This is a genomic window from Actinomycetota bacterium, assembly GCA_028698215.1.
In the GTDB taxonomy this organism is placed as follows: domain Bacteria; phylum Actinomycetota; class Humimicrobiia; order Humimicrobiales; family Humimicrobiaceae; genus Halolacustris.
In genome coordinates, this window is record JAQVDY010000015.1 from 14,122 (window position 1) to 39,167 (window position 25,046).

The window sequence follows — 25,046 nt, forward strand, 5'->3', positions numbered from 1 at the left end:
CTTAACTAAATGCTATATCACGAATATAAGCATAAAGGCTATAACCAAAGCATACAAAGCTATAGCCTCGGCAAAAGCCACCCCTATAAACATGGCCGTCTGTATCTGGCCGCTGGCTTCAGGCTGGCGGGCAATACCTTCCAGGGCCCTTCCCACCAAATTACCTATAGCCAAAGCCGGCCCTATGGAGCCTATGCCCATTACAAAACCTGCTGCCAGCACCGAAGCTGTCTGTGCATCCATAAAAGGTCCTCCTTAATGTTTTTTACTCACCGCTTCACCGATATACATCGATGACAATATGGCAAAAATATAGGCCTGTATAGCCCCCATAAAAATCTCCAGCATGCTCATGGCTGCCGCAAAGGGTACCGCAGCCACAGCTACCAGGTAATTCTTAAAGTAGATTACCAGGCCCAGCAGTACATAAATAATGGTATGCCCCGCCAATATATTGGCAGTAAGACGGATGAACAGGGAAAAGGGTTTGGCCAGGGCGCTGATAACTTCAATAGGAAATACAATTACATACATCCATCCAGGAACATAGGAAGGGGCAAAGGTCCGGATATAGCCCCTGATCCCATTTTTAGCCAGGTTGGACACCTGCACGGTTAAAAACACCCCCACCGCCAGGGTTAAAGGCACCAGGGGGTTGGAAGTAGGCACATAAGCCCCTGGAATGATGCCAATCATGTTATTGGCCAGCACAAATAGGAAAATGCTGAATATAAAAGGCCACCACCGGTCCCCGTCCTGCTTGCCCATAAAATTGTATACCATGTTCTTTTTGACCAGGCCGATCAGCATCTCCATAGCTGCCTGCCTTCTGCCCGGAACCCTTTTGGGCCTGGCTCCCAGCCATAAAAGCAGCCCTATAAATAGGGCGGCTGCAGCAAACATGGACAAGGTTAAATTGGTAATGGATATATCCAGGCTGCCCAGCTTCAGCGGAATAACCACTTTCTGGTAAAAATGCTCCAGAACCTCCAAGCTTCTTTGTTCCATACTTCCCTCTAGGGTTTAAACATGGCATTCTTGTATAACAGAAACAGCTCCAGAAACAGAAACAGGGTAAACAGCACTATAAAGGAAATAAACAGGGCAAAAATATTTATAAAGCCCAGCCTGGTAAAACCAAAGAACACGCCGGCCAGGATTATAAGTTTGCCCCAAAAGGCCAGAAACATAAATTTTAGCTTGCCTGCATCACCGTAAAGATAGGAATAAAGAAAAATATTGATAACAAACAGCCCAAACACCAGCACTGAACTTAACAACACGGACCAAAAGATCTCCAGCCCTGCAGCCAGCCCTACTGCCAGCAAAGCAGCTGCCAGGACCAAGCCGCTTACAATTAGTGTTCTCTTTACCAGGATGTTGTTCAACCTTAGTCCTCCTTTAGAGCTCAGCTAAAATCCAGCTTGATAAGTTTTACTCCTGCTTCCTTGAGCATCTCCAAAGACAGGGGATCGGCATAATCTTCCAGGTGGTATACACAGGTTATGCCGGTATTAATAATCATCTTGGCGCACATCACACAGGGCTGGGTGGTGCAGTATATTACTCCCCCCTTAATCTGTACCCCGTGGTAGGCTGCCTGCAGCAGGGCATTCTGCTCTGCATGAAGGCCCCGGCAGATTTCATGCCTCTGCCCGCTGGGTACCCCCAGCTCTTCTCTCAGGCAGGTGCCAATCTCCAGGCAGTTTTTATTTCCCTTGGGTGCTCCATTGTAACCGGTAGTCAATATACGCTTATCCTTGACTACAATAGCTCCTACTTTTCTTCTAAGGCAGGTAGACCGGGTAGCTACCTGTTTGGTGATAGCCATAAAATATTGGTCCCAGCTGGGCCTTTGGTCTGCCATATGGTTTCCTTCTATTAATTATTTAACTCATTTTATAATAATATGCTATTTTTTTAAAATAACCATAGCCTTAATTTTCTGGCTAAAGACCAGCCCCCTGTGATATCTTATAGTATGGCCATGGACCCAAAGCAAAACCAGAAAATTTTAACTCTTGCCGCCAGCAGCCATTTTGTGCTGGACCTTTACCAGAGCTTCTACATCGGCCTCATACCGCTGCTGGTCAGCAAATTTGGGCTGTCCCTGTTTCAGGTCAGCCTGCTGGGGGCTACCAGCATTATTGCCAACAGCCTTTTTTCTCCCGCCTTTGGGCTTCTCTCTGACCGCTATGGCTTAAAAAAGTTCATGATAGGGGGGATGTTTGTCACCTCTGTGTTTTTAAGCATACTGGGCATACTACCCCATTATTTAGCCATAATCCTTTTTTTGTTTATAGGAAACCTGGGCATAGCCAGTTTCCATCCTCCCTCTGCCGCTATGGCCGGCCATTATGGAGGGCATAAAAAGACCTTAAGCACTTCCCTTATAAATTTCGGGGGTAACTTCGGCTTTGCCCTGGGCTCTTTGCTGGTAATACTGATACTGGAAAAGATAGGCATAAATTATACTCCCCTGGCTATGGTACCCGGCCTGGTGATGGGAGTATTGCTGATTAGGAATTTACCTAAAGACCGCATAACTTTAACCGCTTTGCCCCGGCAGCCTCATACCCGGCTGGGAGCCAAGAAACTGTTTCTGATTATAAGCCTGGTCTTTGCTGTATATTCCCTGTACATATTCTGGATAAGCCTTACCAATTACATGCCTGTATATTATTCGCAGGCCGGCATATCCCTTATTCCCATAGGCATAATACTGTTTCTATTTGGAGCCCTGGGAGGGGCGGCAGGATTTATAACCGGTTATTTAAATGACCGGTTTAAAAAGGGCCATTTAATAGTCCAGATAAGCCTGGCCCTTTCCCTGCCCTGCCTGTACTTTATATTTATACCCTCTATTTCCATAAGCATTATCCTGCTGGTGCTGGCCGGCATTTTTTTAATTCCCATACAGCCGGTCTGCATCAGGATCGCCCAGCACCTTCTCCCTAAAAATATGGGGCTGGCCTCTTCCCTGATACTGGGCTTATCTTCCGGGCTGGCCGGCATAACCTTGATACCTTTGGGAAAACTGGCCGACCGGATAGGCATAGCCGCCCTTATAAGGGGGGAAATGGTTTTCTTGATCCTATCCATCGCCCTGCTGTTTTTCTACCCGCTGGTAGCCAAAAAGACAGGAGCTAAAAACAGTAAATAATTACCATATATATGCCCTGAATAATGAACTTTTACCGCCTTAATCTAGCTTTTTTAAAACTTGGATTTTCTTGTTGAACATAAGATATTTTATTGTTATTATGTACCATATTATTAAATTAGAAAAAAATTGCATTAGCCAAAAAAATGGTAGTAGTAGACAATATCATAGGGCAAATTAAGGAATCTGAACAACAATCAGACCAAATCATTTCCGAAGCTAAAAGGCAGGCATCGGCTATAGTGGAAAAAGCTTACCAGGACAGCAAACAGCTGCAGAAAGAAGCAGAAACCAAGGCTAAAGACATGCTGCAGGAAGCAGAAACCAAGGCTAAACAGGATGCCCAAGGCGAATTAGCTAAGCTGGAAAAAGATTATGAAGGAAAGTTAGCCCAGATTCAAAAAATTGCCTCAGAAAATCAAAAACAAGCATTAGACTTAATCATCAAAAAGGTTTTTAACTAATGGGCGTAGCAAGGCTTAAAAAGCTGTTAATTGTTTCGCATAAGTCTGAACAGGAAGCAGTGCTAAACAAACTGCAGGATGCTTCACTGGTGGAACTTAAACCCTACTCCGAAAAACTGGAGCAGGTAGAAACCTATGCCGGGGCCAGCGACCAGAACATCAGTGAAGTGAAAAAGGTTTTAGACCTGTTTGGCAAATACAAAGAAAAGAAAAAACCGGGTGAAAAAGCAGGCAAAATGGTGCTTAACCGCAAGGAATATGAAAGGATGCTTTCCGATAATAATTTTGAGCAGATACTAAAAGATGTGGATAGCACCGAGGAAGAACTTAATATCATAGCTTCTGAGATTACTAATTTAGCCCAGCAGATAGAAACTTTAAAGCAATGGTCAGCCTATACTGGAAACCTGGAAGATTTAGGCAGTTTTGAACAATATACAGTTAGACTAGTAAAGACCAGGTGCCGGGAAAGGGATTTTCAGCAGCTTAACCAGGATATGGAGCAAGCCCATATATCAGCCCAGTACCTGGGATGCCGCAAGGATGAATCTACAATCCTTATTGCCTACCACCATGCCTACAAAAAAGAAGCGGAAACCTTTTTAGCCGATCTTAATTTTGAAGAAGCTGAACTTTCCAGATACAGCGGCACTGTAAGCAGAAACCTGGAAAGGCTGGTAAAATCCAGGGATATGCATATGCAGAGGCAGGAGAAATTAATGGCTTCTATCCGGGAAGCCCGGGGGAAATATGATACTCCCCTTACTGCTTACTTAAATTATCTAGAAAATAACCAGGATATTGAAAATGCCATAAATTTTGGTTTTTCTACTGATTCGGTAGCTTTTTATACCGCCTGGGTAGAGGAAGACAAGCACAGCCAGGTTTATGACCTGCTGTATCCCTTCCGGGCCACCCGGGTAATGGAAATCGAGCCTAGGGAAGGGGAAACCGTGCCCACTTCCCTAAAGAATAAATCCCTGTTTAGGCCTTTTGAAATAATCGTTAACCTGTACGGGGTGCCCCGTTATTTTGAAATCGACCCCACTCCCCTGGTATCTTTGTTTTTTGCCGTTTTTTTCGGGCTGTGCTTAACAGATGCCGGATACGGTATTGTGCTGGCCGTGCTTTCCTTGATATTTGCCTTCAAAATGAAGGAAGCCCGTAAATTCTTAATGCTTATGTTTTTTGGGGGAATATTTACAATAATAGCCGGAGCCCTGTTTAACGGCTGGTTTGGCGACCTTCCTTCCTATCTGGGCTTTGGACAAACGACACTTAACTGGGCCTTGCTGGGAGATCCGGTTAACAGCAACAGCGGCGCCATGAACTTTTTCCGTCTAGCCCTACTGGTAGGAATTATACAGATCATATTTGGACTGCTGATAAAATTCTTTGACTGCCTGAGACAAAAGGACTGGGGGGGAGCTTTTTTTGATGCCCTTCCCTGGGTGCTGATTGTAGTTTCCCTCGTAATCATACTGCTTTCTACCCAGATGGCGGTAGGCATGCAGCTGGTGGATGAACCTTTATTCCCTTCCAGTATAAGCGGCTATTTGGTTTGGCTGATTCTTCCCTCCGCCCTGGTAATTATATTGTTCTCAGCCAGGGATGAAAAAAGCTGGGGTTTCAGGCTGTTTATGGGATTCTTGAATTTAACTATAGTAAACGGCCTTACCTCTTACCTGGGAGATTCCCTGTCCTATATCAGGCTAATGGCCCTGGGACTGGTTACTGCCGGTATCGGGGTAGCCATAAACAAGATTGCCTTCCAGATGGGTAATATACCAGTAATAGGCATAGTGGTTACCATCATTATTTTAGTTTTTGGCCACTTTGCCAACCTGGCCATAAATGTGCTAGGAGGATTTGTGCACACTTTAAGGCTTCAATATGTGGAGTTCTTCCAGAAGTTTTATAAGGGCGGCGGAAGGCCTATGGAAATTTTGAAAAATAAAAATAATTACATATCAATAGTTGATGAATAAGGAGAGGCAAAATGATGGAATTATCATTGGGTACCATTCTGGCAATCGCGGGAGCAGGAATTGCCGCCATAATGGCAGGAATAGGCTCTGTATTGGGAATAAGTTATCCCGGCAGGGCAGCTGCAGCGGTAATATCTGAAGATCCTTCTAAGTTCGGAAGCCTGTTTTTGCTGGTGGTTCTCCCCGGAACCCAGGGATTTTATGGTTTCGTAGCAGCATTTCTAATTATCGGCAATATAGCAGACGTAGTTAACGCATCCCAGGGATGGCAGTTGTTTTTTGCTGCTCTTCCTATTGCTTTTACCGGCCTGCTGTCCGGAATACATCAGGGCAAGGTATGCGCCGCTGGCGTAAACCTCGTAGCCAAAAGAGCAGACCAGGGTATGAAGGGCGTAATCTTTGCTGCTATGGTAGAGACCTACGCTGTGTTAGGTTTGCTGGTTACTTTCTTCTTGATAAACTCTATCCAGTTTTAATAGGGGAATATGATGTCTGATATAAACAATGTATCCAAAAAGATACTTGGAGACGCTGAACAAAAGAAGCAGGAAATATTAGCAGAAGCTCAAAATAAAGCTAACCAGATTCTAGCTGAGGCTGAAAAAAAGAAAAAGCGCCACCTGGAGATAGCAGAACAGGGTGCTGAATATAAATACAAGCAGACCTATGATCTGGAATTACTAAAGGCTAGAACGGGATTGGAACAGAAGCTGCTTCTTCAAAAGCTGGAGCTGGTAGACGGCATAATTTCAGAGGCCAAACATAAACTGACCGAGTCTGATAAAAAAACCTATCTGGGGTTTATTAAAAAAAGTTTAGATAACCTTAATTTAAGCCAGGCTTCCTATATTATAGGCAGTAAGGAAAAGAATATAAGTGAAAAGGATATAAAGGATTTGGCTTCTTCAGCCAATATGAAGGCGGCTGTGCAGGAACCGGATTTTGAGTATGGGCTTAAGCTGGTAAGCGGGAATGCCGAATACCTTATATCCCCCCAAAGTACTATTGATTCAGCAGCAGAGGATTTAAAAATGGAAATAGCGGACTTTCTATTTAGCAAGGAGAGCTAATTGCAGGCAATAGACTTCGAATTAAAAGATGACAGTTATTACTTGTTTGCTACCGCTGAACTTGTTTCCAGGGAAAAGGAATTTATTGATGATAACAAGTTAAAAAGGCTTGTTTTTAGCCCCAACGTGGTGGAGCTATCCAAGATTTTACGGGAGACCTATTATTCCAAATATGCTGAACAGCTGGAAGAAGGTACTGGTTTTGACCGGGTGGCAACCCAGGAATTTGAGCAAATGGCTTCATACCTGTCTTCACGTTTAAAACCCCAGCATACCGAAACCATAGATCTTTTACTAATAAAGGAGCAGATACACAACTACAAAGTCATCCTGAAGGCCCTGTCTGCAGGGACCAGCCTGGAAGACCTGTTTATAACCATAGGCGCTTCCTACCAGCAGCTGCTGGCAGCAGCTAAAACTGGAAAGGGCACAGAAACGGGATCCCTGGAACAATACATGGTAGATAAAATCAGGCAGCTGCAGCAGGAAGGTCAACGGGAAGCTGAGCTTGATTTGGAAAAATTTTTTTTGGAAGAATTAGCCTCAAGGGTAAAGCAGATGAATAACCGGATGCTTACCCGCTACCTGGAGCACAGTATTGATATGTACAATATTAAAAATATTTACCGCCACTGGCTTACCGGTGATAAATCAGAAATAGACCGTATCCTTATAGATGAAGGACTGCTGGATAAAAAGTTTTACCTGCAGGTAAAAAAGGAAGGCATTGAGGGTTTATTTAAGCAGCTGGAAAAAACTTTTTATGCGCCTTTGGTCACTAAAGGAAGCCAGCTGCTGTTAGAACATAAGGATTATTCCATAACTGAAAAGAATGAAGACATATTTTACCGGATATTTTTTGACCCGGTAAAATATACGGTATCCAACCTGGAAAAGATTTTTGATTTTTTCCTAAGAAAAAAAATTGAAATAAAGACATTGAATTTAATTTATTCCGGTGTACTTTTTGATATGGATAAAGACCAGATAAGACATGAGGTATTGATTCTAGATGAAGACCAAAATCGCAGCAATTGGTGAAAATGACATAATGCTCATATTCAAGGCCATAGGAGCGGATGTATTTCCGGTATCCAGCTACAGCCAGGCAGCCCCTAAAATAAAGCAGGCTGCCCAGGAAGGGTACGGGGTCATCTTTATAACCGAGACCATGGCTGCCCAGCTGGATGACATTATCAGGGAGTACTCGGATAAGTTTCTGCCCTCTATCGTGGTGATACCCGGATTGGGCAAGAGAAATAATTATGCAATACAAAGATTAAGGCAGGCCATCATCAAGGCTGTGGGAATAGATGTAATGCCTGAAAAATAGGAGTAGGTGTATGGATAATAATAATATTGGCAGGATAGTAAAAGTGGCCGGTCCGCTGGTAATAGCGGAAAATATGTCCGGCTCCAAAATGTATGACGTGGTGTATGTTTCAGAACACAGGCTGATGGGAGAAATCATTGAGCTTAAAGGAGACCAGGCTTCTATACAGGTATATGAAGAAACCGGAGGCGTAGGGGTGGGAGAACCGGTATATCTTACCGGGGAACCCCTGACCGTAGAGCTGGGCCCTGGTATAATGGAAGCTATCTATGACGGAATCCAGCGGCCCCTGGATGTCATTTACAAGCAGGCAGGAGACTTTATTACCAGGGGCCTGCAGGTAAAAGCATTGGACCGCAAAAAGAAATGGGATTTTATCCCCCTGGCCAAAGAGGGAGATAAGGCCAGCTACGGCCAGTTTTTAGGGTATGTCCAGGAGACTCCCCTAATCAAGCACTATATTATGGTACCGGCAGGCGTAGAGGGCCAGGTAAAAGAAATAAAAGCAGGAAGCTTTACCATTGAGGAAACGGTAGCGGTGCTAGATACCAAGGAAGGCAAAGCAGAGCTTACCATGATGCAGCGTTGGCCGGTAAGGCAATCCAGGCCTTTCTGCCAGAAGCTGGCTCCTGAAGAACCCTTGTACACCGGCCAGAGGGTAATTGATACCTTCTTCCCTATAGCCAAGGGAGGAACCGCCTGCGTGCCGGGGCCATTTGGATCAGGCAAGACAGTTATACAGCACCAGCTGGCTAAATGGGCGCATGCTGAAGTAATTGTATATATAGGCTGCGGTGAGCGGGGCAACGAGATGACTGACGTATTGCTGGAATTCCCCGAACTAAAAGATCCGGCCAGCGGCCAGCCTTTGATGAAACGAACCGTACTTATAGCCAATACCTCCAATATGCCGGTAGCAGCCAGGGAGGCCTCAGTTTATACCGGTATCACCATCGCCGAATACTTCCGTGATATGGGCTACTCGGTAGCCCTGATGGCTGATTCCACTTCCCGATGGGCGGAAGCCATGAGGGAAATATCAGGAAGGCTGGAAGAGATGCCCGGTGAAGAGGGCTATCCTGCTTACCTGGGTTCCAAGATTGCGTCCTTTTATGAAAGGGCAGGACGGGTAAGATGCCTGTCTAATGATAGAGACAGGGTGGGAGCCCTATCGGTTATAGGGGCAGTATCACCTCCGGGGGGAGATTTATCAGACCCGGTAGTGCAGGCTACTTTAAGGGTGGTAAAGGTGTTCTGGTCTTTGGAGGCAGGACTGGCCTATGCCCGGCATTTTCCCGCCATATCCTGGCTTAACTCCTATTCCTTGTACCTGGATAATTTAAAAGACCATATTGACCAGGAGGTAGGGGAAGACTTCTTGAACTTGCAGGCGGAAGCCATGAGAATACTGGAAGAAGAGTCAGAGCTGGAAGAGGTAGTTAGGCTGGTAGGAGTGGACGCCCTTTCCGCAGGGGACCGGCTGACCTTGCTGGTAGCCAGGATATTCAGGGAAGATTTCCTCCACCAGAATGCTTTCCACGATATTGATTCCTCCGCTTCCATAGAGAAACAGTACAAGATGCTGAAAGCCATAGATTACTTCCATAACCAGGCCCGTGATTATATTGGGAGAGGCGCGGAAATAGATGCTGTAGAAGGCATGGAAGTTTTGGACAAAATTGCCAGAATGAGGTATCTAAAAGAAGAAGATATCCAGAATATCGATCAGATAAATAATGAAATTGACACTGAATTCTCATCTTTGATAGGGGAGTAAAACATGCAAAAAGATTATAAAGGGATTTCAAATATTTCCGGCCCGCTGATGCTGGTAGAAGGAGTAGAAGGCGTTAAATACGGGGAGCTGGCAGAAATCAGGCTGGCTGACGGCAGCGTTAGGAACGGGCAGGTATTGGAAGTAGAATATGACAAAGCACTGGTTCAGGTATTTGAGGGAACCACCGGCATTGATGCCAAGAACACCAAGACCAGATTTTTAGGCAGGGGAATTGAGATGTATCTTTCCCCAGATATATTGGGCAAGATATTTACCGGGCTGGGCAAACCTAAAACTGACAGCGACCGAATAATACCGGAGAAAAAACTGGACATAAACGGTTCCCCCATAAACCCTTATGCCCGTGATTACCCGGACGAGTTTATTCAGACCGGTATTTCTGCCATAGATGGGCTTAACACCTTGGTAAGGGGACAAAAACTGCCTATCTTCTCAGGCTCAGGACTGCCCCATAACAAGATGGCAGCCCAGATAGCCAGGCAGGCTACAGTTTTGGGCAAACAGGAGGCTTTTGCTGTAGTATTTGTAGCCATGGGAATAACCTTTGAGGAATCAGAATTCTTCATCCAGGACTTTAAAAAGACAGGCGCCCTTTCCCGTTCAGTGCTGATATTGAACCTGGCTGATGACCCCGCTATTGAAAGACTGGCTACTCCCAAGGTAGGGCTAACCTGCGCAGAATATTTGGCCTTTGAGAAAAATATGCACGTACTGGTAATCCTTACCGACATGACCAACTATTGTGAAGCCTTAAGGGAAGTATCTGCTTCCCGTAAGGAGATACCGGGAAGGCGTGGTTATCCTGGATACCTCTACACTGACCTTTCCACCATTTATGAAAGGGCTGGAAAAATAAAGGGCAAGGAAGGCTCTATAACCATGATCCCTATCCTTACCATGCCTGAAGATGATAAAACCCATCCCATACCTGACCTGACCGGCTATATTACTGAAGGCCAGATAATTCTTTCCCGTTCACTTAACAAGAAAAAAGTATCACCTCCCGTAGATGCCCTCCCCTCCCTTTCCAGGTTAAAAGATAAGGGTATCGGCGAAGGCAAGACCAGGGAAGATCATGCTGACATGTTCAACCAGCTGTATGCAGCTTATGCCCGGGGCAAAGAAGTACAGGAACTGGCAGTAATACTGGGAGAGGCAGCCCTTACTGATATTGATAAGATCTACTATAAATTTGCTGATGAATTTGAGAAAAAATATATCTCTCAGGGAGAATACGATAACAGGACCATAGAGCAGACTTTGGATTTAGGCTGGCAGCTGCTGTCCATATTCCCCCGGGACAGGCTGAAGAGAATCAGGGATGAATACCTGGATAAATACCTGCCGCGATTTAAAAAAGAAAAGCAAAAAGAAGAGGTAAGCTGATGCTGGCTAATGTAAGTGCCACCCGGATGGAACTGCTGAGGCTCAAGAATAGGCTAAACCTGGCCCGTAGAGGCCATAAACTGCTAAAAGACAAGCAGGATGAGCTTATGCGCCAGCTTTTAGAGATCATAGATGAAGTTAAGGAATCCAGGCTTACCATTGAAAGAGAATTTCAGTCAATCCTGGCCAGTTTTACCCTGGCTAAAGCCAAAATGGGACCGGGGCAGGCTGAAGAAGCACTGCATTCACCCACTAAAAAAATATCTCTGTCAGTAGAAAAAAAGAACTTGATGAGCGTAAAGGTTCCCATTTACCAAAGAGAGGTAGAAGGCCAGATTATTCCCTATGGATACCTCAATACCTCAGGGTCCATGGACCAGGCCTTGATTAATTTTGACAAATTCCTAGATCAGCTGTTAAACCTGGCTGAAAAAGAAAAAACAGTACAGCTTATGGCAGATGAGATAGAAGAAACCAGAAGAAGAGTAAACGCCCTGGAATACAAGATGATCCCTGAACTGGCAGAAAGCATTAAATACATAACCATGAAACTGGCTGAAAATGAGCTATCCAACACAGTAAGGCTGATGAAACTAAAAGATATTGTTAGAAGCCATTAAGACTGAATACGTTTACTGCTAAAAACCTTTAATTTAACCTTAGGGCACTTCTCTTGCTTTTAAAAAGCAGCACCAAAACCCTTTTTTAAAACCTTAATAACTTCATATTTTTGGCTAAATCAATCATGTTTATATTGCCAGCCCATTAGGATAGATTATTTTTTATAAATGAATGTAGAAGAAAATATGTGGGATAAAAGGGCTGCCAGTTATTTAGAAAACAACACTTAAAAAAGAACTTAAGCAATAAACAATTATGCCAAGGGCGAATGCCCTTGGCATAATAATGTAAGTAAGCCTGGTATTAAGAGGCCGCTTACCATCAACTAGTGAGCAATAACTAACTAGTTGATATCTTCATAATTTTATTCTATACCTTACTTCTTCTTACCAGCTTATAGGTCAATAACGATGCACCCAAGGCTAGGGCTGCAAAGCCTAATAATAAAAAGGCTGTATCCATTCCGGTATAAGGCAGCTCTTCACTTACTCCCAGGACTTCTACTGCTGCCTCTTCAGTTATACCTGCCACCTCAGTCTGGCCAATGATACCAAAGTCAACATATATGGTATGATCGGCTTTTACATTAGTGAAGGCAAAGCTTTCTACTGCCCCTACCGATACTCCATCTACCATTACGTCAGATATTTCATAACCATCATCGGGGTCCATCATATAGGTTTTACTGGCCCCTTCTGCTACTGTAGTTACTCCTTCATCAGTGATGGAGCCGCCGCTGCCCCTGGAAGCAGTAATATTGTAGTCCATTATTCCAGCTACGGTAACTACTGTGGTAGTAGTAGTAGTAGTTGGAGCGGTTACCACTACCTTAGCACTATCTTCATCTGTAACATAGTTCCCATTAGAGCCATTGACAACTTTAAATGCCAAAGTGTTGATACAGTAAAATCCCTTGACAGATACAGTGTTGGTAAGCTCGCCTATATCTTCTGTTTTTACCACATAGGTTGGTTTAGGGTCCAAAGTCATTGAAGCCCCTTGGGCAAGTGGGCCTACACTTTGATCTACCAACCCTAACATAAGGTCAGTTAAAGTCACATCATTAAAATCAACATTTCCCGTATTCTCAACAGTTATAGTATAGGAAATAGTATTGCCAGGATTAGCTGCAGTGGGATCAGCGGTTTTAGTAACATTTATAGCCGGTGCCTTTATAAAAACTTCCGCAGTGACAGAATCTGATACTTCATGAGGTTCTGCAGACCGGGTCCCGGTTACAGTAGCTTCATTAACCAAATTACCCGCATAGTCATTAGGTACAATATAAGTATATTGATTTGTCCAAAATCCACCGGCGCTAATGTTAGGTAGGGCTACTTCACTAAGCCCAAGCATTGTATCTGTAAGCTTTACGTTAGTAAGAGGATAAAACCCAGCCCAATCAATTCTAATTGTATAGGTTATAGTGTCGCCAGGGTAAGCTTCAGATAAATCTGCCGTCTTGGTAATAACAGGTTCTGCTGGCCCTGATGTCGCAAACACCGCTGTAGGCAAGCTAAACATAACCACTACCGCCACCATTAAGCCTATAATTAATAACTTTTTCACAATTCACTCCCTCTCTCTTGTATGATTATTATCTATATAAATAAAAAACCGTCCAATTTCGTTCGAAATTAGCCGGTTTCGCCATTAGCTCCACTTTCCCTAGCGCCCACTTGTGAGGGATAAGCTTCTCCGCTACTGCCTACATATTTAATTTTCCAAGATTATTAAACTTATATAAGACAATTATAATAAATTTAATCATTTAGTCAACTATTTTTAATTTAATGCAAAAATTCTTCCCAACCCTGCCCTTTTATCCCCATAATTTACTCCCAGCCCTATAACCCCTTCCCCATTACTGATATAATCTTATGCATGGAAATATTAACCATTAAAAGCTTAGATGATGCTAATCAACTAGCAATTAACCAGGCCGCTAATGCCTTATGTCATGGCCAGGTAATAATACTTCCCACCGCCACCCTGTACGGCCTTAGCTGCCTCTATGATAACCAGGCAGCCCTAAACCAAATCTATAAGCTCAAGCAAAGGAAAACATCAATGCCCCTTATCATATTGTTTTCCAAACCTAAACAGCTAGAGGTCCTAATTCAGCCTCCTCTGCCTGCTGTCAAAAAGCTTATGGACCAATTCTGGTTTTCATCCCATCCGCAGCCGTTAACCATGATACTTAACAAAAAAAGCGGCCTACCGGATTATATTACTGCCTCCAGTCCCCATATCGCCCTGCGCTATGCCGGATCCAGGTTCTTAAACCAGCTTATCAGCCTTACTGGTCCCCTAACCTCTACCAGCGCCACCCTGTCCGGGCAAAAAGCCTATCCTGATTTGCCGGCTAAGATTCCGAAACAAATAAGGGAGGAAGTAAGTCTTATTATAGAATCCCAACAAAAACTGGGGGGCAGGGAATCTACCATTATAGACCTGACCGGTACCCATCCCTCCTTGGTAAGGGAAGGGGCATTAGACTATAATGCTATAATAAAGGCTATAGGTAAGAGCTAATGGGATTAAAAGGTCAATTAAATATTACTTATGTATGCAGCGGTAATACCTGCAGAAGCTATATGGCCGAAGCCATTAGCAAACACCTGTTAGAAAGCGAATACCTAAAGAACCGCAAAACAACCCTGTCTAAAATCAACATAAGCAGCTCCGGCACCTTTACCATTTTAAAAACAATACCAAAAAGCTCTAAGATAGCCCTGGACAAGATAGGAGTACCGGCCATAGAATCCAACCCTTCCCCTGTAGACGGCAACCAGCTTAGAAACTCCGACCTGGTGCTAACCATGGCTGATACCCATAGGAGCGCTATCATTAAAAATTTTAAAAATATTGACCAGAAAAAAATCTACACCCTGCTGGAACTGTCCAACTTAATCCTTTACCTGGAATCAGAAAAGATATACAGGGTAAGGCCCAAGTACCAGTTAAATACCCCCAAGCCCAGAACCCTGCAGGACCTAAAAAACAAAATATACGTGCTCAAACATATAAACCGGGAGATCCTGCTTACTACCGACCAACTGGATATACAGGATCCCTTCGGCAGATCAGCAGCCACATACTTGCAGGTTGCAAAAAAAATAAAGGATAATATAATTATTGTTTTTAATTATCTTTTTGATACTAAATTAAACAGGGGGAAACAAGACGGGTGAAAATAGTTATTGGGTCTGATCATGCTGGCACTCAACTAAAATCATACCTGGTGGATATAGCCCAAAAGCTGGGACATCAGGTAAATGATATCGGTACTTTCGGAAGCCAGAGTGCAGATTATCCAGATATTGCCTATACCGCGGCCTGCCAGGTAACCACAGGACTGGCAGATACAGCCGTCCTTATATGCGGCACCGGTATAGGAATGAGCCTGGCTGCCAATAAGGTAAAAGGCATAAGGGCTGCTGTATGCTGGAATCAGCAGACGGCAGAGCTGGCCAGGAAACATAATGATGCCAACATATTATGCCTGGGAGCCAGAATAATGGGCAAACAGGCCTGTAAAAAAATAATGGAAACCTTCCTTTCTGCTGTACCCAGCAGCCAGGACAGGCACGGCCGGAGGGTAGCCAAAATAATGAATATTGAAGAAAGGATTTGCACTGGTGAAGACAAATAACCATACTACAAACCAACAAGCCGATGAAGAGATTAGGGCCATAATAGCCAAAGAGCTAAAAAGGCAGCAATCCAAACTGCTGCTCATTGCTTCTGAAAACTTTGCCTCCCAGGAGGTAATTAAGACCATGGGTTCCGTGCTTACCAACAAATACGCGGAAGGATACCCCCAGAAGAGGTATTATGGCGGATGTGAATATGTAGACGAAGCTGAACAGCTGGCCATAGACCGGGGGATGGAACTGTTTGGGTCTGAATACATTAATGTACAGCCCCATAGCGGGGTTAACGCCAATACCGCTGTTTTTTTAGCCATACTGAAACCGGGAGACAAGATATTGAGCATGAACCTGATGGACGGGGGCCATCTTTCCCATGGCCAGAGCCACAACCTGTCCGGTAAATACTTTGACATATACAACTACAGCCTGGATCCCGAAACAGAATTAATAGACTACGACCAGGTAATGGAGACCGCCCAGAAAGTAAAGCCCAAACTTATAATATGCGGGGCCAGCTCCTATTCCCGGATCATAGATTTTAAAAAGTTTAGAAATATTGCCGACCAGGTAGGGGCTTATCTCATGGCAGATATAGCCCATATTGCCGGGTTAATAGTTGGAGGGGTACACCCCACCTCAGTAGGCCTGGCCGACTTTACAACCGGTACCACCCATAAGACCCTCAGAGGGCCCCGGGGAGGCATGATTATATCCAGCCAAGAATATGCTTCCATGTTAAACTCTGCCGTATTTCCCGGTATACAGGGAGGGCCCCTGATGCATGTAATAGCAGCAAAAGCGGTGTGCTTTAGGGAAGCATTGTCTGATTCTTTTAAGCAGTATGCCCAAAACATAGTAAATAACTGTAAAACCCTGTGCAGCCACCTGCAGGAAGAGGGATTCAGGATAGTATCCGGCGGTACTGACAACCACCTGTTTTTAGTAGACCTCTCTGATAAGGGCATCACCGGTTTTGATGCTACCGGAGCCCTGGGGTCCTGCGGTATTGTTATTAACAAGAACCTCATACCCTATGATAAAAAGAGCCCGGTTATAACCAGCGGTATCAGGATTGGCACCGCCGCTGTTACCACCCAGGGAATGGGCCCGGAACAGATGCATCAAATAGGAGATATAATATCCTATATACTGCATAATATGGATAATCAGGCCAAGCTGGCCCAGGCTAAGAAAAAAGTGGAAGACTTAATCAGCCAGTTTCCCATATACCAGGATTTTTAATAGAAGCCTATTAAAAACTTAACAAAGATGCCCAGGTTGGTTATGACCAGGGATATGATAGTGGCCGGTACCGCCAGTTTAAGCCATTTTTTCCAGCCGATGGAAAGACCTCTTTTTTCCATGGAAGTATAAGCCACCACATTAGCTGAAGCCCCTATAGGGGTAAAATTGCCCCCTATGTCTGCACCCAGTGATACTGCCCACACCAATATGGACAGGGCAGGAACCCCGGCAAATTTTACCAGGTTTTCCAAAACATAAGCCATGGACAGGGCAAAAGGAACATTGTCAATAACCCCGCTGGCTACCCCTGAACCCCAGACCAGTGCTGCCAGCAGCCCTAAGTCCTTGCCCCCAAACATATCTATAAGGCCGCTGGCCACTCTTTCTATTACCCCTGTAGCCTCCAAACCACCCACCACTATGAACAAGCCCATAAAGAACAATATAATGTCATAATCCACCTTCTCGATTACCCTTTCAGCCCTGTCTCCCAGGGCAATAAGCATAATAAAGGCAGGAATCATGGCGGCTAGGGGCACAGTAAGGGGGATATGAAGATAAGTTTCAATATAGGTGTGGGTAATAAGGAAAAATATGGCGGTAAAGAAAGCAGCCAGGGATATCTTTAACTGTTTGATATCTTCTATGGCCTCCCGGGGATCCATCTGGGCTATTTCGCTTATGGCCACCTCTTCAGTAGGAACCAGTTCTTTCCTGCTTACCAGATAACAGAACAGCAGGGTTGCCCCGCCGGCTAGAATGGCTATAGGCCCGTTATTTATGACAAAATCATTGAAATAGAATCCCAGCTTCAGGCCCAGTATAACATTGGGCGGATCCCCTACCAGGGTAGCCGAACCCCCAATATTGGCCAATAGCACTTCGGTGATAATCATGGAAGTAGGGTTTATCTTAAGCATCTTACACAACTCATAGGTAAGGGCAGCAAAAAACAGCATTACTGTTATGGAATCCATAAAGGCAGAGAGCACGCCGGTCAGGATCGGAAAGAAAATAAATATCTTGGTGGGTGAGTACTGGAGCAATTTAGCCAATTTTAAGGCCAGCACATTAAAGAAACCGGCATCAGATAAGGCAGCTACAATAAGAAACATTCCAAACAGCAGCCCCAATGTTTCCCAGCTGATAAAATCAATAGCCTGGCTTAAATCAAAAACTTTAAACAGAAGCAGAAAAAGAGCTCCCAAAAAAGCTACTACTGTACGGTTTACTTTCTCGGAAGCTATGGCAATATAGGTCAGGATAAATATTACTACTGCTACTACAGTGATGTTCACTTTTCCTCCCGCGGCTGCATTCTGGCTATAAGTACCCTGTCTTTTTGATTATAATCCTTTTTTATCTCTATCGAAACCGGGTTTATTGCCTGTTGGCATAACTCTGCTGCCTTTTCTGATACCAAAGGATCCACCTCCAGCAACAGAAAGCAGTCTCCAGGAGCCAAAAAAGGCTTAACCTTTTCAAAAATTTCTGCATAAGCTTCACTGCCCGTAGGTCCTCCCACCAGTGCCTGGCGGGGCTCATAATCCCTTATCTCCCGGTCCAGGTTCTGGTAATTCTGTTCCGAAACATAGGGGGGATTGGATATTACCATATTTATGTCCTGCTTGTATTTATCCACAAACTGTTTCTCCTGGGGAATTACATCAGCCGCCATAATTTCAATTTTAGCCAGGCTTTCCGGGCCAAGTAAGGCCCGGGCATTGGCCCTGGCTATTTCTATTGCCTGGCTGCTGCAATCAGTAGCCAGTATGTGAAAAGGTATATCTTTGGGAATCTCGGCAGCCAGGCTTAAAGCTATTGCGCCGCTGCCGGTACCAATATCAATTATATTTAACAGCCGGGGGCCCCTACCTGCTATAATTCCTAAAGCCTGGTCTACTAACACCTCGGTTTCCGGCCGGGGTATCAGCACTTCCGGCCCCACTTTTAGCTCCATCTTCCTAAAACCAGCCAGCCCTAATATATATTGTATGGGCATATGCTCCAGCCTTTTTAAAATAAGGCGCTTAAATTGAGCCAGCTCCTTTTCTGTAGGCCTATAATCATAATTTAGGTATAACTTCATCCGGGACAGCTTAAGAGCCGAACTTAAAAGAAGTTCTGCAGACAGCCTGGCTTGCGGCACCTGTTTGCGGTTAAAATATTCAATGCCCCATTCCAATAGCCTTTTTACAGTCCAAGCCTGCAAGGTCTATGCCCCTATTTTTTCAATTTTTTTGGCTTCGTCCTCTGCCTTCAGAGAATCTATAAGCTCGGACAAATCACCATTTAGGACATCTTCCAGCTTATAAAGGGTAAGGTTTATGCGATGGTCGGTAATCCTGCCCTGGGGAAAATTGTAGGTCCTGATTCTTTCACTGCGGTCCCCGCTGCCGATCTGCATACGGCGGTTCTTAGTCTGCTCGTCTACCTGTTTCTGCTCTTCAATTTCACGTATGCGGGCCCTCAGTATCCGGAAAGCTTTTTCCTTGTTCTGCAGCTGGGATTTTTCATCCTGGCAGCTCACTACTATCCCCGTAGGAACATGGGTTAGCCTTACCGCAGAATCTGTGGTATTTACTGATTGGCCCCCGGGTCCGCTGGACCGGTAGACATCCACCCTTACGTCCTGGGGATCCAGGCTTACTTCTATATCCTCGGCCTCAGGCATGACTGCCACAGTAGCAGTTGAAGTGTGGATCCTTCCTCCGGATTCTGTAACCGGAATCCTCTGTACCCGGTGAACCCCGGATTCATATTTCATGGTGCCGTATACCTGCTTGCCTTCCACACTGAAAATAATTTCCTTAAATCCGCCTATGCCCAGGGAATTTGAACTTAAAAGTTCGTGCTTCCATCCCCGGCCGTCCGCGTATTTGGTATACATGCGGTACAAATCTCCAGCAAACAAAGCTGCTTCATCCCCTCCGGCTCCAGCCCTTATTTCAATAATAACGTTCTTCTGGTCATTGGGGTCCTGGGGAGACAGCAGCAATTTTATATTTTTTTCCAAAGCCTCTTTTTCCTTCAGGTTCTTGCTTAGCTCTTCTTCTAAATACACCTTCATATCCTCATCTTCTTCTGCTGCCTGCATCTCTTTTATGTCCTGGATAGAAGACAGCACCTTACGGTAAGACCGGGCAGCTTTTACCGTGCCCTCCAGCTCAGATATCTGTTTTCCGTACTCTTTAATCCTTGCCGGATCAGAGCTTACTTCTGGATCAGACATCTTTTGCATGAACTGCTTGTATTTTTGTTCATAGGTCTCTAGCTTCTTTAGCAGCTCCGGCATTTTTGCTCACTCTCCTTACCTAAAGCCTGCTCTGCTTCCAGCACCTTTTTAAAGGACTGGATAGCAACTTCCAGCTGCTGGTCATCAGGCTCCCTGGTGGTCATCCTCTGCAGCAGAAGACCAGGGTAGAATATCATGTTTACCCATTTGTTCTGGCTGAATTTACCAGCCAGCTTTATAAGCTCATAAGACACCCCGGCAATAACCGGAATAAGCAGTACCCGGTATACAATTCTCATCAGCATGGTCTGCTTGCCCAGCAATGCAAATACAAAAATAGCTACAAACATCACTATCAGCAAAAAGCTGGTGCCGCATCTTACATGCAGCCGGCTGTAGTTTTTAATAGAAGCCGGAACCAAATCTTCCCCGCCTTCATAGCCCTGGATAGTTTTATGTTCCGCTCCGTGGTACTGAAACAGCCTTTTTATGTCTTTAATGGAAGATATAATGGCAATATAGCCTACAAAGAATCCAATCCTGATTAAACCTTCCAGCAGGTTATACAGGAAAGCATTGGAAAAATTTTCACTAAAGGTCCTTCCAATCAAGGTAGGCAATACAAAAAATATACCTACCGAAAATATGACGGCGATGATAATGGAAATAGCCATCTCTTTTTTAGAAAACTGAATCTCTTCTTCAGTGGCTTCATTAACCGAAACGCTGATGGCCCTAAAGCCCAAGATCATGGTTTCTAACAGGGTGACTATTCCCCTGATAAAAGGCCAGCCTAAAAAAGGATATTTTTCCTGCAAAGGTTTTAACCGGTAGACAGAGGTGGCAATGCTCTTATCGGGCCTTCTTACCGCCAGTGCCCAGAAATGGCGGCTCTTCATCATTACTCCCTCTATGACTGCCTGACCCCCTATCTGGCAATTGTGGTTAGGCATTAAAATCACTGGCTTTCGGAGGATGGTCGCACTGGTATTTGCCTTCCGGACAGGGCATCCTCAGGCAATTGGGCCCGGCTTTTTCAAACACTACCGGGCTTACTTTTTTTACCAGCTTGAGCATAGCGGTAGCCAGGTCCCGAATTTCCCACTGGGCCCGGTTACAGCAGCGAACGGTAAAGAAATGAAGCAGTTCTCTGCCATTCATGGTAACCACTATTTTGGTTTCGGAAGCATTGGGAAGTATGTACCTGGCATCCTCAGCCTCAATTCCTGAATCCAGCATTTTCTTATAAAGCTGATGGCTTGAATCCACCATTTCCTCGAACCAGGCTTTAGCCTGGGCATCCTTTTTAATGCTGGGAGGCAATATATAGTCAAACCCCTCTTTAAATTTTACATATCTCTGGGACTGCTGGTTATAGGAAGCTACCCTATGCCTTACCAACTGATGGGTAAGCGCCCTGGATACTCCTTCAATAGCAAAGGTAAAGCTTATATGCTCGGTAGTAGAAAGATGTCCGCTTTTTACTACAAACCTGACCAGCTTGTTTACCTCTTCCCCGCTTAACTTTTCATCCAGCTCTTCTATCCCTACCGGGGAATAGCAAAGCCTGGCCGCCAGTGCCACCATTCTTTCTGGTTGAGGGGTATGCCTCAATAGTTTTAATTTCATAAAAGGACCTTAATTCTTTTTTTTATTAAGTCTCTTCTTAAACCTCTCTACCCTTCCCCCCGAATCTACCAGTTTTTGCTTACCGGTATAGAAAGGATGGCAGCTGGAGCAAATCTCCACTTTTAGTTCCTTCTGGGTTGACCTGGTCTGGAAGGTATTTCCACAAGAACAGGTAACCGCACAATCAAAATATTCTGGATGTATTCCGCTTTTCATAAATAAACACCTCTTGTTTTTCAAACAAATTATTCAAATCAAACATGATATCATAAAAAGACAACTAAGTCACTAATAATCAAAAGCTTAAAGAGATTTATTGTTCTGGAAACTAGCCCTCAGGGCATTTAGGAAATCCAGGTTGGATTTGGTTTTCCTTACATAACCTATCAGCTGCTCTATAGCCACTTCCGGCTCCTTCTCATGTATGATCCTCCTGAGCCTCCAAACCATTGAAGCTTCTTCATCATCCATGAGCAGCTCTTCTTTTCTGGTACCGGATTTAGTGATATCGATAGCCGGGAAAATCCTCTTGTCTGCCAGGGTCCTATCCAGCTTTATTTCCATATTGCCGGTGCCTTTAAACTCTTCAAATATAACATCATCCATACGGCTTCCGGTTTCTATCAGGGCGGTGGCCAGTATAGTCAAACTGCCCCCGTCCTCTATATTTCTGGCCGCCCCAAAAAAGCTTTTGGGCGGGAACAGGGCAGTGGAATCTACACCACCGGAAAGCACCCTGCCGCTGGCTGGAATGGAAAGGTTATAAGCTCTGGCCAGCCTGGTGATACTATCCAGCAGTATCAGCACATCCTTGCCGTGCTCTACCAGCCTTTTGGCCCTCTGCAATACCAATTCAGCCACCTGTATATGATTCTCGGAAGGCTGGTCAAAGGTAGAAGATATTACTTCCCCTTTTACCGACCTCTCCATATCTGTTACCTCTTCCGGTCTCTCATCTACCAGCAGCACTATGATATGCACCTCAGGGTTATTTATGGAAACACTGTTGGCTATATCTTTAAGTATGGTAGTTTTTCCCGCTTTGGGAGGAGATACAATAAGGCCTCTCTGGCCTTTCCCTATAGGGGCTATGAGGTCAATTACCCTTGCCGCCAGCCCTTCCGACCTGGTTTCCAGCCTCAGCCGCTCCAAAGGATAGATAGGGGTTAATGTTTCAAAAGGAGCCCTCCTCCTTATAAACTCGGGATCCCCTCCATTTACTTTCTCTATCCTGATTAAGGCATTGTACTTCTCATTATCTTTAGGAGGCCTTACCTGCCCAAAAACATCATCCCCCTGCCTGAGCTTAAATCTTCTGATCTGGGATTGAGAAACATATATATCCTTGGCTCCAGGAAGATAACCGCTTACCCTTAAAAACCCATAACCATCAGCCAGGATATCCAAAATGCCCATCATGCGCTCTTCATATACTTCCAGCTCTTTGGTCCTGCCTTCACTTTTAATATAGGTTTTTTCCGTAGCTGCCTTATTTTTAATTTCCTCTTTCGGTTTTTCCTCCGCTTCCACCACCGGTCCGTCCCCGGCTGCAGCCTCCAATATTTTTTCTATCAGTTCATCCTTCTTGAATTTGGAAAAACCGTTAATATCAAGCCCCTTGGCTATTTCCCTCAAATCCAGTAATTTCTTGGAGCTTAACATTTTCTTATTATATTCGTTCATGCTAAAACATACCTCGCCTTTCTAATATAAAAGTTTTTGATGTATTTATTTTGTGTATTTATTTAAAAATTGTTTAAATAGGATAATTAGATATTAATTGGGTTAATGCAAAAAATGCAAAACTATCACCACTTTTTGAAAAAAAACAGTCAAGGACGAAGAAAGCCCGTTAATAATGGTTAATTTAATTGATAATATATGCAAATAATAAAAAAAGCAAGAGCTAATTTTGTTCCCATTCCGGGGCTGATCCAGCTTAAACCAGCCCCGGAATTATTTAAGACAGCTAAAACTTGGGTAATCTTTCTAAGGATTTCTTAATCAGTTCGTCAGGATACTCATAGTCCTCCAGCTTGCCGTCCATGTAGTTCTGGTAAGATGCTAAATCAAAGTGGCCGTGGCCGCTGAAATTAAAGGCAATAACCTTTTCTTCTCCCGTTTCCTTGCATTTTAAGGCTTCATCAATCGCAGCCTTTATAGCGTGAGCGGTTTCCGGCGCCGGAAGGACGCCTTCTGTCTTGGCAAAGATCATGGAAGCCTCAAATACCGGGTTTTGATGGTAGGATACTGCGTCAATTATGCCTTCCTTATGCAGCAGGCTGATCTGGGGAGCCATGCCGTGATACCTTAATCCTCCGGAATGGATAGGGGCAGGCACAAAATCATGGCCTAAAGTATACATTTTTACTATAGGCGCCATTTTAGCCGTATCCCCGTAATCATAGGCAAAAGGCCCCTTAGTCAGGGTAGGGCAGGCAATGGGCTCTACTGCAATAATCTTGATATCCTTGCCAGCCATTTTATCCGGGATAAAAGGAAAAGCAAAACCGGCAAAATTACTGCCGCCGCCTACGCAACCTATCAGCACATCGGGGAAAAGCCCTACTTTCTCAAACTGTTTCTTGGTTTCCAGCCCGATAACTGTCTGGTGAAGCAGAACGTGGTTGAGCACACTTCCCAGGGAATAATGGGTATTTTCATCCTTTGCTGCATCCTCTACCGCTTCGCTGATAGCCATACCCAAGCTGCCTGAAGTATCAGGATCCTGGGCCAAAATCCTCCTGCCCGCTTCGGTTTGGTTGGAGGGGGAAGCAAACACATTTGCACCCCATACCCTCATCATGATTTTCCTATAAGGTTTCTGCTCATAGCTTACCTTTACCATGTATACTACCAGCTCCATGTCCAGCATATTGCAGGCAAAAGCTAAAGCGCTGCCCCACTGTCCGGCCCCGGTCTCCGTGGTAAGCCTGTTTATGCCCTCTTTCTTATTATAATAGGCCTGGGCTACAGCCGTATTGGGTTTATGGCTGCCGGCAGGGCTTACGCTTTCATTCTTGTAGAAAATTTTGGCCGGTGTACCCAGGTACTGCTCCAGCCTTTCAGCCCTTACCAAGGGGCTGGGCCTCCAGATAGAGTAAATCTTAAGAAGCTCTTCCGGTATGTCTATGAACCTTTCCTGGCTCATCTCCTGCTCTATGAGCTCCATGGGAAACAGAACCGATAAATCCTCCGGGGTAAGGAGTTCACCCGTCTGGGGATTTAGGGGAGGATCCAGCGGTTTTGGCAGATCCGGATTAATATTGTACCACTGCCTGGGCATTTCACTTTCTGATAGTAATATTTTTTTATCACTCATTGTTTTCTCCTTTCTTTAAGTAAAATAAAAAAACCTCTCATATCTCTACTAACGGTAGAGACGAGAGGTTAATTCTCGCGGTGCCACTCTACTTCACTTCAGGCTCACGGCTGAAGTGCTCTCATCAGGTACATTA

At 44.6% G+C, this 25,046-nt stretch carries 27 protein-coding genes; 14 read left to right on the forward strand and 13 right to left on the reverse strand.

What is annotated here, in order from left to right; translation table 11 throughout:
• Positions 1–12: 12 nt before the first annotated feature.
• Genes atpE through PHN32_05790 form a run of 4 tightly spaced genes read right to left on the reverse strand, consistent with a single transcriptional unit; the run spans position 13 to position 1,867 of the window.
• Positions 13–243: a F0F1 ATP synthase subunit C gene (gene atpE, locus PHN32_05775; protein MDD3777097.1), complete on the reverse strand. Its 231-nt coding sequence runs from the start codon at positions 241–243 to the stop codon at positions 13–15.
• A 12-nt stretch (positions 244–255) separates the two neighbouring features.
• The gene (gene atpB / locus PHN32_05780) at positions 256–1,008 is read right to left on the reverse strand and encodes a F0F1 ATP synthase subunit A (protein ID MDD3777098.1); all 753 of its coding nucleotides are present in this window, start codon (positions 1,006–1,008) and stop codon (positions 256–258) included.
• Positions 1,009–1,016: 8 nt separating this feature from the next.
• Positions 1,017–1,388 (reverse strand): hypothetical protein, encoded by a 372-nt coding sequence (locus PHN32_05785; GenBank protein ID MDD3777099.1) that lies wholly within the window; start codon positions 1,386–1,388, stop codon positions 1,017–1,019.
• Positions 1,389–1,408: 20 nt separating this feature from the next.
• Positions 1,409–1,867 (reverse strand): cytidine/deoxycytidylate deaminase family protein, encoded by a 459-nt coding sequence (locus PHN32_05790; protein ID MDD3777100.1) that lies wholly within the window; start codon positions 1,865–1,867, stop codon positions 1,409–1,411.
• 120 nt (positions 1,868–1,987) lie between these two features.
• Here PHN32_05790 and PHN32_05795 point away from each other — a divergent pair, with 120 nt between their 5' ends.
• The 10 genes from PHN32_05795 to PHN32_05840 all read left to right on the forward strand — a co-directional run bounded on the left by PHN32_05795 (position 1,988) and on the right by PHN32_05840 (position 11,822).
• The gene (locus PHN32_05795; protein MDD3777101.1) at positions 1,988–3,163 is read left to right on the forward strand and encodes an MFS transporter; all 1,176 of its coding nucleotides are present in this window, start codon (positions 1,988–1,990) and stop codon (positions 3,161–3,163) included.
• A 146-nt stretch (positions 3,164–3,309) separates the two neighbouring features.
• Positions 3,310–3,627, forward strand: coding sequence for a V-type ATPase subunit subunit G family protein (locus PHN32_05800; protein MDD3777102.1), 318 nt, complete (start codon positions 3,310–3,312; stop codon positions 3,625–3,627).
• A complete protein-coding gene (locus tag PHN32_05805; protein ID MDD3777103.1) occupies positions 3,627–5,615 on the forward strand; it encodes a V-type ATP synthase subunit I in 1,989 nt (662 codons plus the stop codon). The genes PHN32_05800 and PHN32_05805 overlap by 1 nt, the downstream gene beginning before the upstream one ends.
• An 11-nt stretch (positions 5,616–5,626) precedes the next feature.
• Positions 5,627–6,091: a V-type ATP synthase subunit K gene (locus tag PHN32_05810; protein ID MDD3777104.1), complete on the forward strand. Its 465-nt coding sequence runs from the start codon at positions 5,627–5,629 to the stop codon at positions 6,089–6,091.
• Between the two features lie 9 nt (positions 6,092–6,100).
• On the forward strand, positions 6,101–6,685 hold the full coding sequence (locus tag PHN32_05815; GenBank protein ID MDD3777105.1) for a hypothetical protein: 585 nt from the start codon (positions 6,101–6,103) through the stop codon (positions 6,683–6,685).
• Entirely contained in the window at positions 6,686–7,726 is a 1,041-nt protein-coding gene (locus PHN32_05820; GenBank protein MDD3777106.1) for a V-type ATPase subunit, read from the forward strand.
• Entirely contained in the window at positions 7,698–8,018 is a 321-nt protein-coding gene (locus tag PHN32_05825) for a V-type ATP synthase subunit F (GenBank protein MDD3777107.1), read from the forward strand. The genes PHN32_05820 and PHN32_05825 overlap by 29 nt, the downstream gene beginning before the upstream one ends.
• 10 nt (positions 8,019–8,028) lie before the next feature.
• Positions 8,029–9,795 carry a V-type ATP synthase subunit A gene (locus tag PHN32_05830; protein MDD3777108.1) on the forward strand — a complete coding sequence of 589 codons (1,767 nt, stop codon included), beginning with the start codon at positions 8,029–8,031 and terminating at the stop codon, positions 9,793–9,795.
• Between the two features lie 3 nt (positions 9,796–9,798).
• On the forward strand, positions 9,799–11,202 hold the full coding sequence (locus PHN32_05835) for a V-type ATP synthase subunit B (protein MDD3777109.1): 1,404 nt from the start codon (positions 9,799–9,801) through the stop codon (positions 11,200–11,202).
• Positions 11,202–11,822, forward strand: a complete 621-nt coding sequence (locus PHN32_05840) for a V-type ATP synthase subunit D (GenBank protein MDD3777110.1) — start codon at positions 11,202–11,204, stop codon at positions 11,820–11,822. The genes PHN32_05835 and PHN32_05840 overlap by 1 nt, the downstream gene beginning before the upstream one ends.
• A gap of 370 nt (positions 11,823–12,192) precedes the next feature.
• Here PHN32_05840 and PHN32_05845 read toward each other — a convergent pair whose 3' ends face one another.
• Positions 12,193–13,392, reverse strand: coding sequence for a hypothetical protein (locus tag PHN32_05845; GenBank protein MDD3777111.1), 1,200 nt, complete (start codon positions 13,390–13,392; stop codon positions 12,193–12,195).
• Between the two features lie 315 nt (positions 13,393–13,707).
• Between PHN32_05845 and PHN32_05850 the strand changes: the two genes are divergently transcribed.
• The 4 genes from PHN32_05850 to PHN32_05865 are packed head-to-tail and all read left to right on the forward strand — an operon-like array spanning position 13,708 to position 16,721.
• On the forward strand, positions 13,708–14,358 hold the full coding sequence (locus tag PHN32_05850; protein ID MDD3777112.1) for an L-threonylcarbamoyladenylate synthase: 651 nt from the start codon (positions 13,708–13,710) through the stop codon (positions 14,356–14,358).
• Complete coding sequence (locus tag PHN32_05855; protein MDD3777113.1) at positions 14,358–15,017, forward strand: hypothetical protein; 660 nt, start codon at positions 14,358–14,360, stop codon at positions 15,015–15,017. The genes PHN32_05850 and PHN32_05855 overlap by 1 nt, the downstream gene beginning before the upstream one ends.
• A complete protein-coding gene (gene rpiB, locus PHN32_05860) occupies positions 15,014–15,478 on the forward strand; it encodes a ribose 5-phosphate isomerase B (protein ID MDD3777114.1) in 465 nt (154 codons plus the stop codon). The genes PHN32_05855 and rpiB overlap by 4 nt, the downstream gene beginning before the upstream one ends.
• Positions 15,465–16,721 (forward strand): serine hydroxymethyltransferase, encoded by a 1,257-nt coding sequence (locus PHN32_05865; protein ID MDD3777115.1) that lies wholly within the window; start codon positions 15,465–15,467, stop codon positions 16,719–16,721. The genes rpiB and PHN32_05865 overlap by 14 nt, the downstream gene beginning before the upstream one ends.
• Here PHN32_05865 and PHN32_05870 read toward each other — a convergent pair.
• The 8 genes from PHN32_05870 to PHN32_05905 all read right to left on the reverse strand — a co-directional run bounded on the left by PHN32_05870 (position 16,718) and on the right by PHN32_05905 (position 24,910).
• Positions 16,718–18,022 carry an SLC13 family permease gene (locus tag PHN32_05870; GenBank protein MDD3777116.1) on the reverse strand — a complete coding sequence of 435 codons (1,305 nt, stop codon included), beginning with the start codon at positions 18,020–18,022 and terminating at the stop codon, positions 16,718–16,720. The genes PHN32_05865 and PHN32_05870 overlap by 4 nt on opposite strands.
• Positions 18,019–18,936: a peptide chain release factor N(5)-glutamine methyltransferase gene (gene prmC / locus PHN32_05875; GenBank protein ID MDD3777117.1), complete on the reverse strand. Its 918-nt coding sequence runs from the start codon at positions 18,934–18,936 to the stop codon at positions 18,019–18,021. The genes PHN32_05870 and prmC overlap by 4 nt, the downstream gene beginning before the upstream one ends.
• Before the next feature lie 3 nt (positions 18,937–18,939).
• Positions 18,940–20,010 (reverse strand): peptide chain release factor 1, encoded by a 1,071-nt coding sequence (prfA, locus tag PHN32_05880; GenBank protein MDD3777118.1) that lies wholly within the window; start codon positions 20,008–20,010, stop codon positions 18,940–18,942.
• Entirely contained in the window at positions 20,004–20,912 is a 909-nt protein-coding gene (locus tag PHN32_05885) for a DUF1385 domain-containing protein (GenBank protein MDD3777119.1), read from the reverse strand. Before PHN32_05885 ends, prfA begins: the two co-directional genes overlap by 7 nt.
• Positions 20,905–21,588, reverse strand: coding sequence for an FAD-dependent thymidylate synthase (gene thyX / locus PHN32_05890; protein ID MDD3777120.1), 684 nt, complete (start codon positions 21,586–21,588; stop codon positions 20,905–20,907). Before thyX ends, PHN32_05885 begins: the two co-directional genes overlap by 8 nt.
• Positions 21,589–21,597: 9 nt before the next feature.
• On the reverse strand, positions 21,598–21,804 hold the full coding sequence (gene rpmE, locus PHN32_05895) for a 50S ribosomal protein L31 (GenBank protein ID MDD3777121.1): 207 nt from the start codon (positions 21,802–21,804) through the stop codon (positions 21,598–21,600).
• A gap of 87 nt (positions 21,805–21,891) precedes the next feature.
• Positions 21,892–23,271, reverse strand: a complete 1,380-nt coding sequence (gene rho, locus PHN32_05900; protein ID MDD3777122.1) for a transcription termination factor Rho — start codon at positions 23,269–23,271, stop codon at positions 21,892–21,894.
• 286 nt (positions 23,272–23,557) lie between these two features.
• Positions 23,558–24,910 carry a TrpB-like pyridoxal phosphate-dependent enzyme gene (locus PHN32_05905; GenBank protein ID MDD3777123.1) on the reverse strand — a complete coding sequence of 451 codons (1,353 nt, stop codon included), beginning with the start codon at positions 24,908–24,910 and terminating at the stop codon, positions 23,558–23,560.
• Positions 24,911–25,046: the final 136 nt, after the last annotated feature.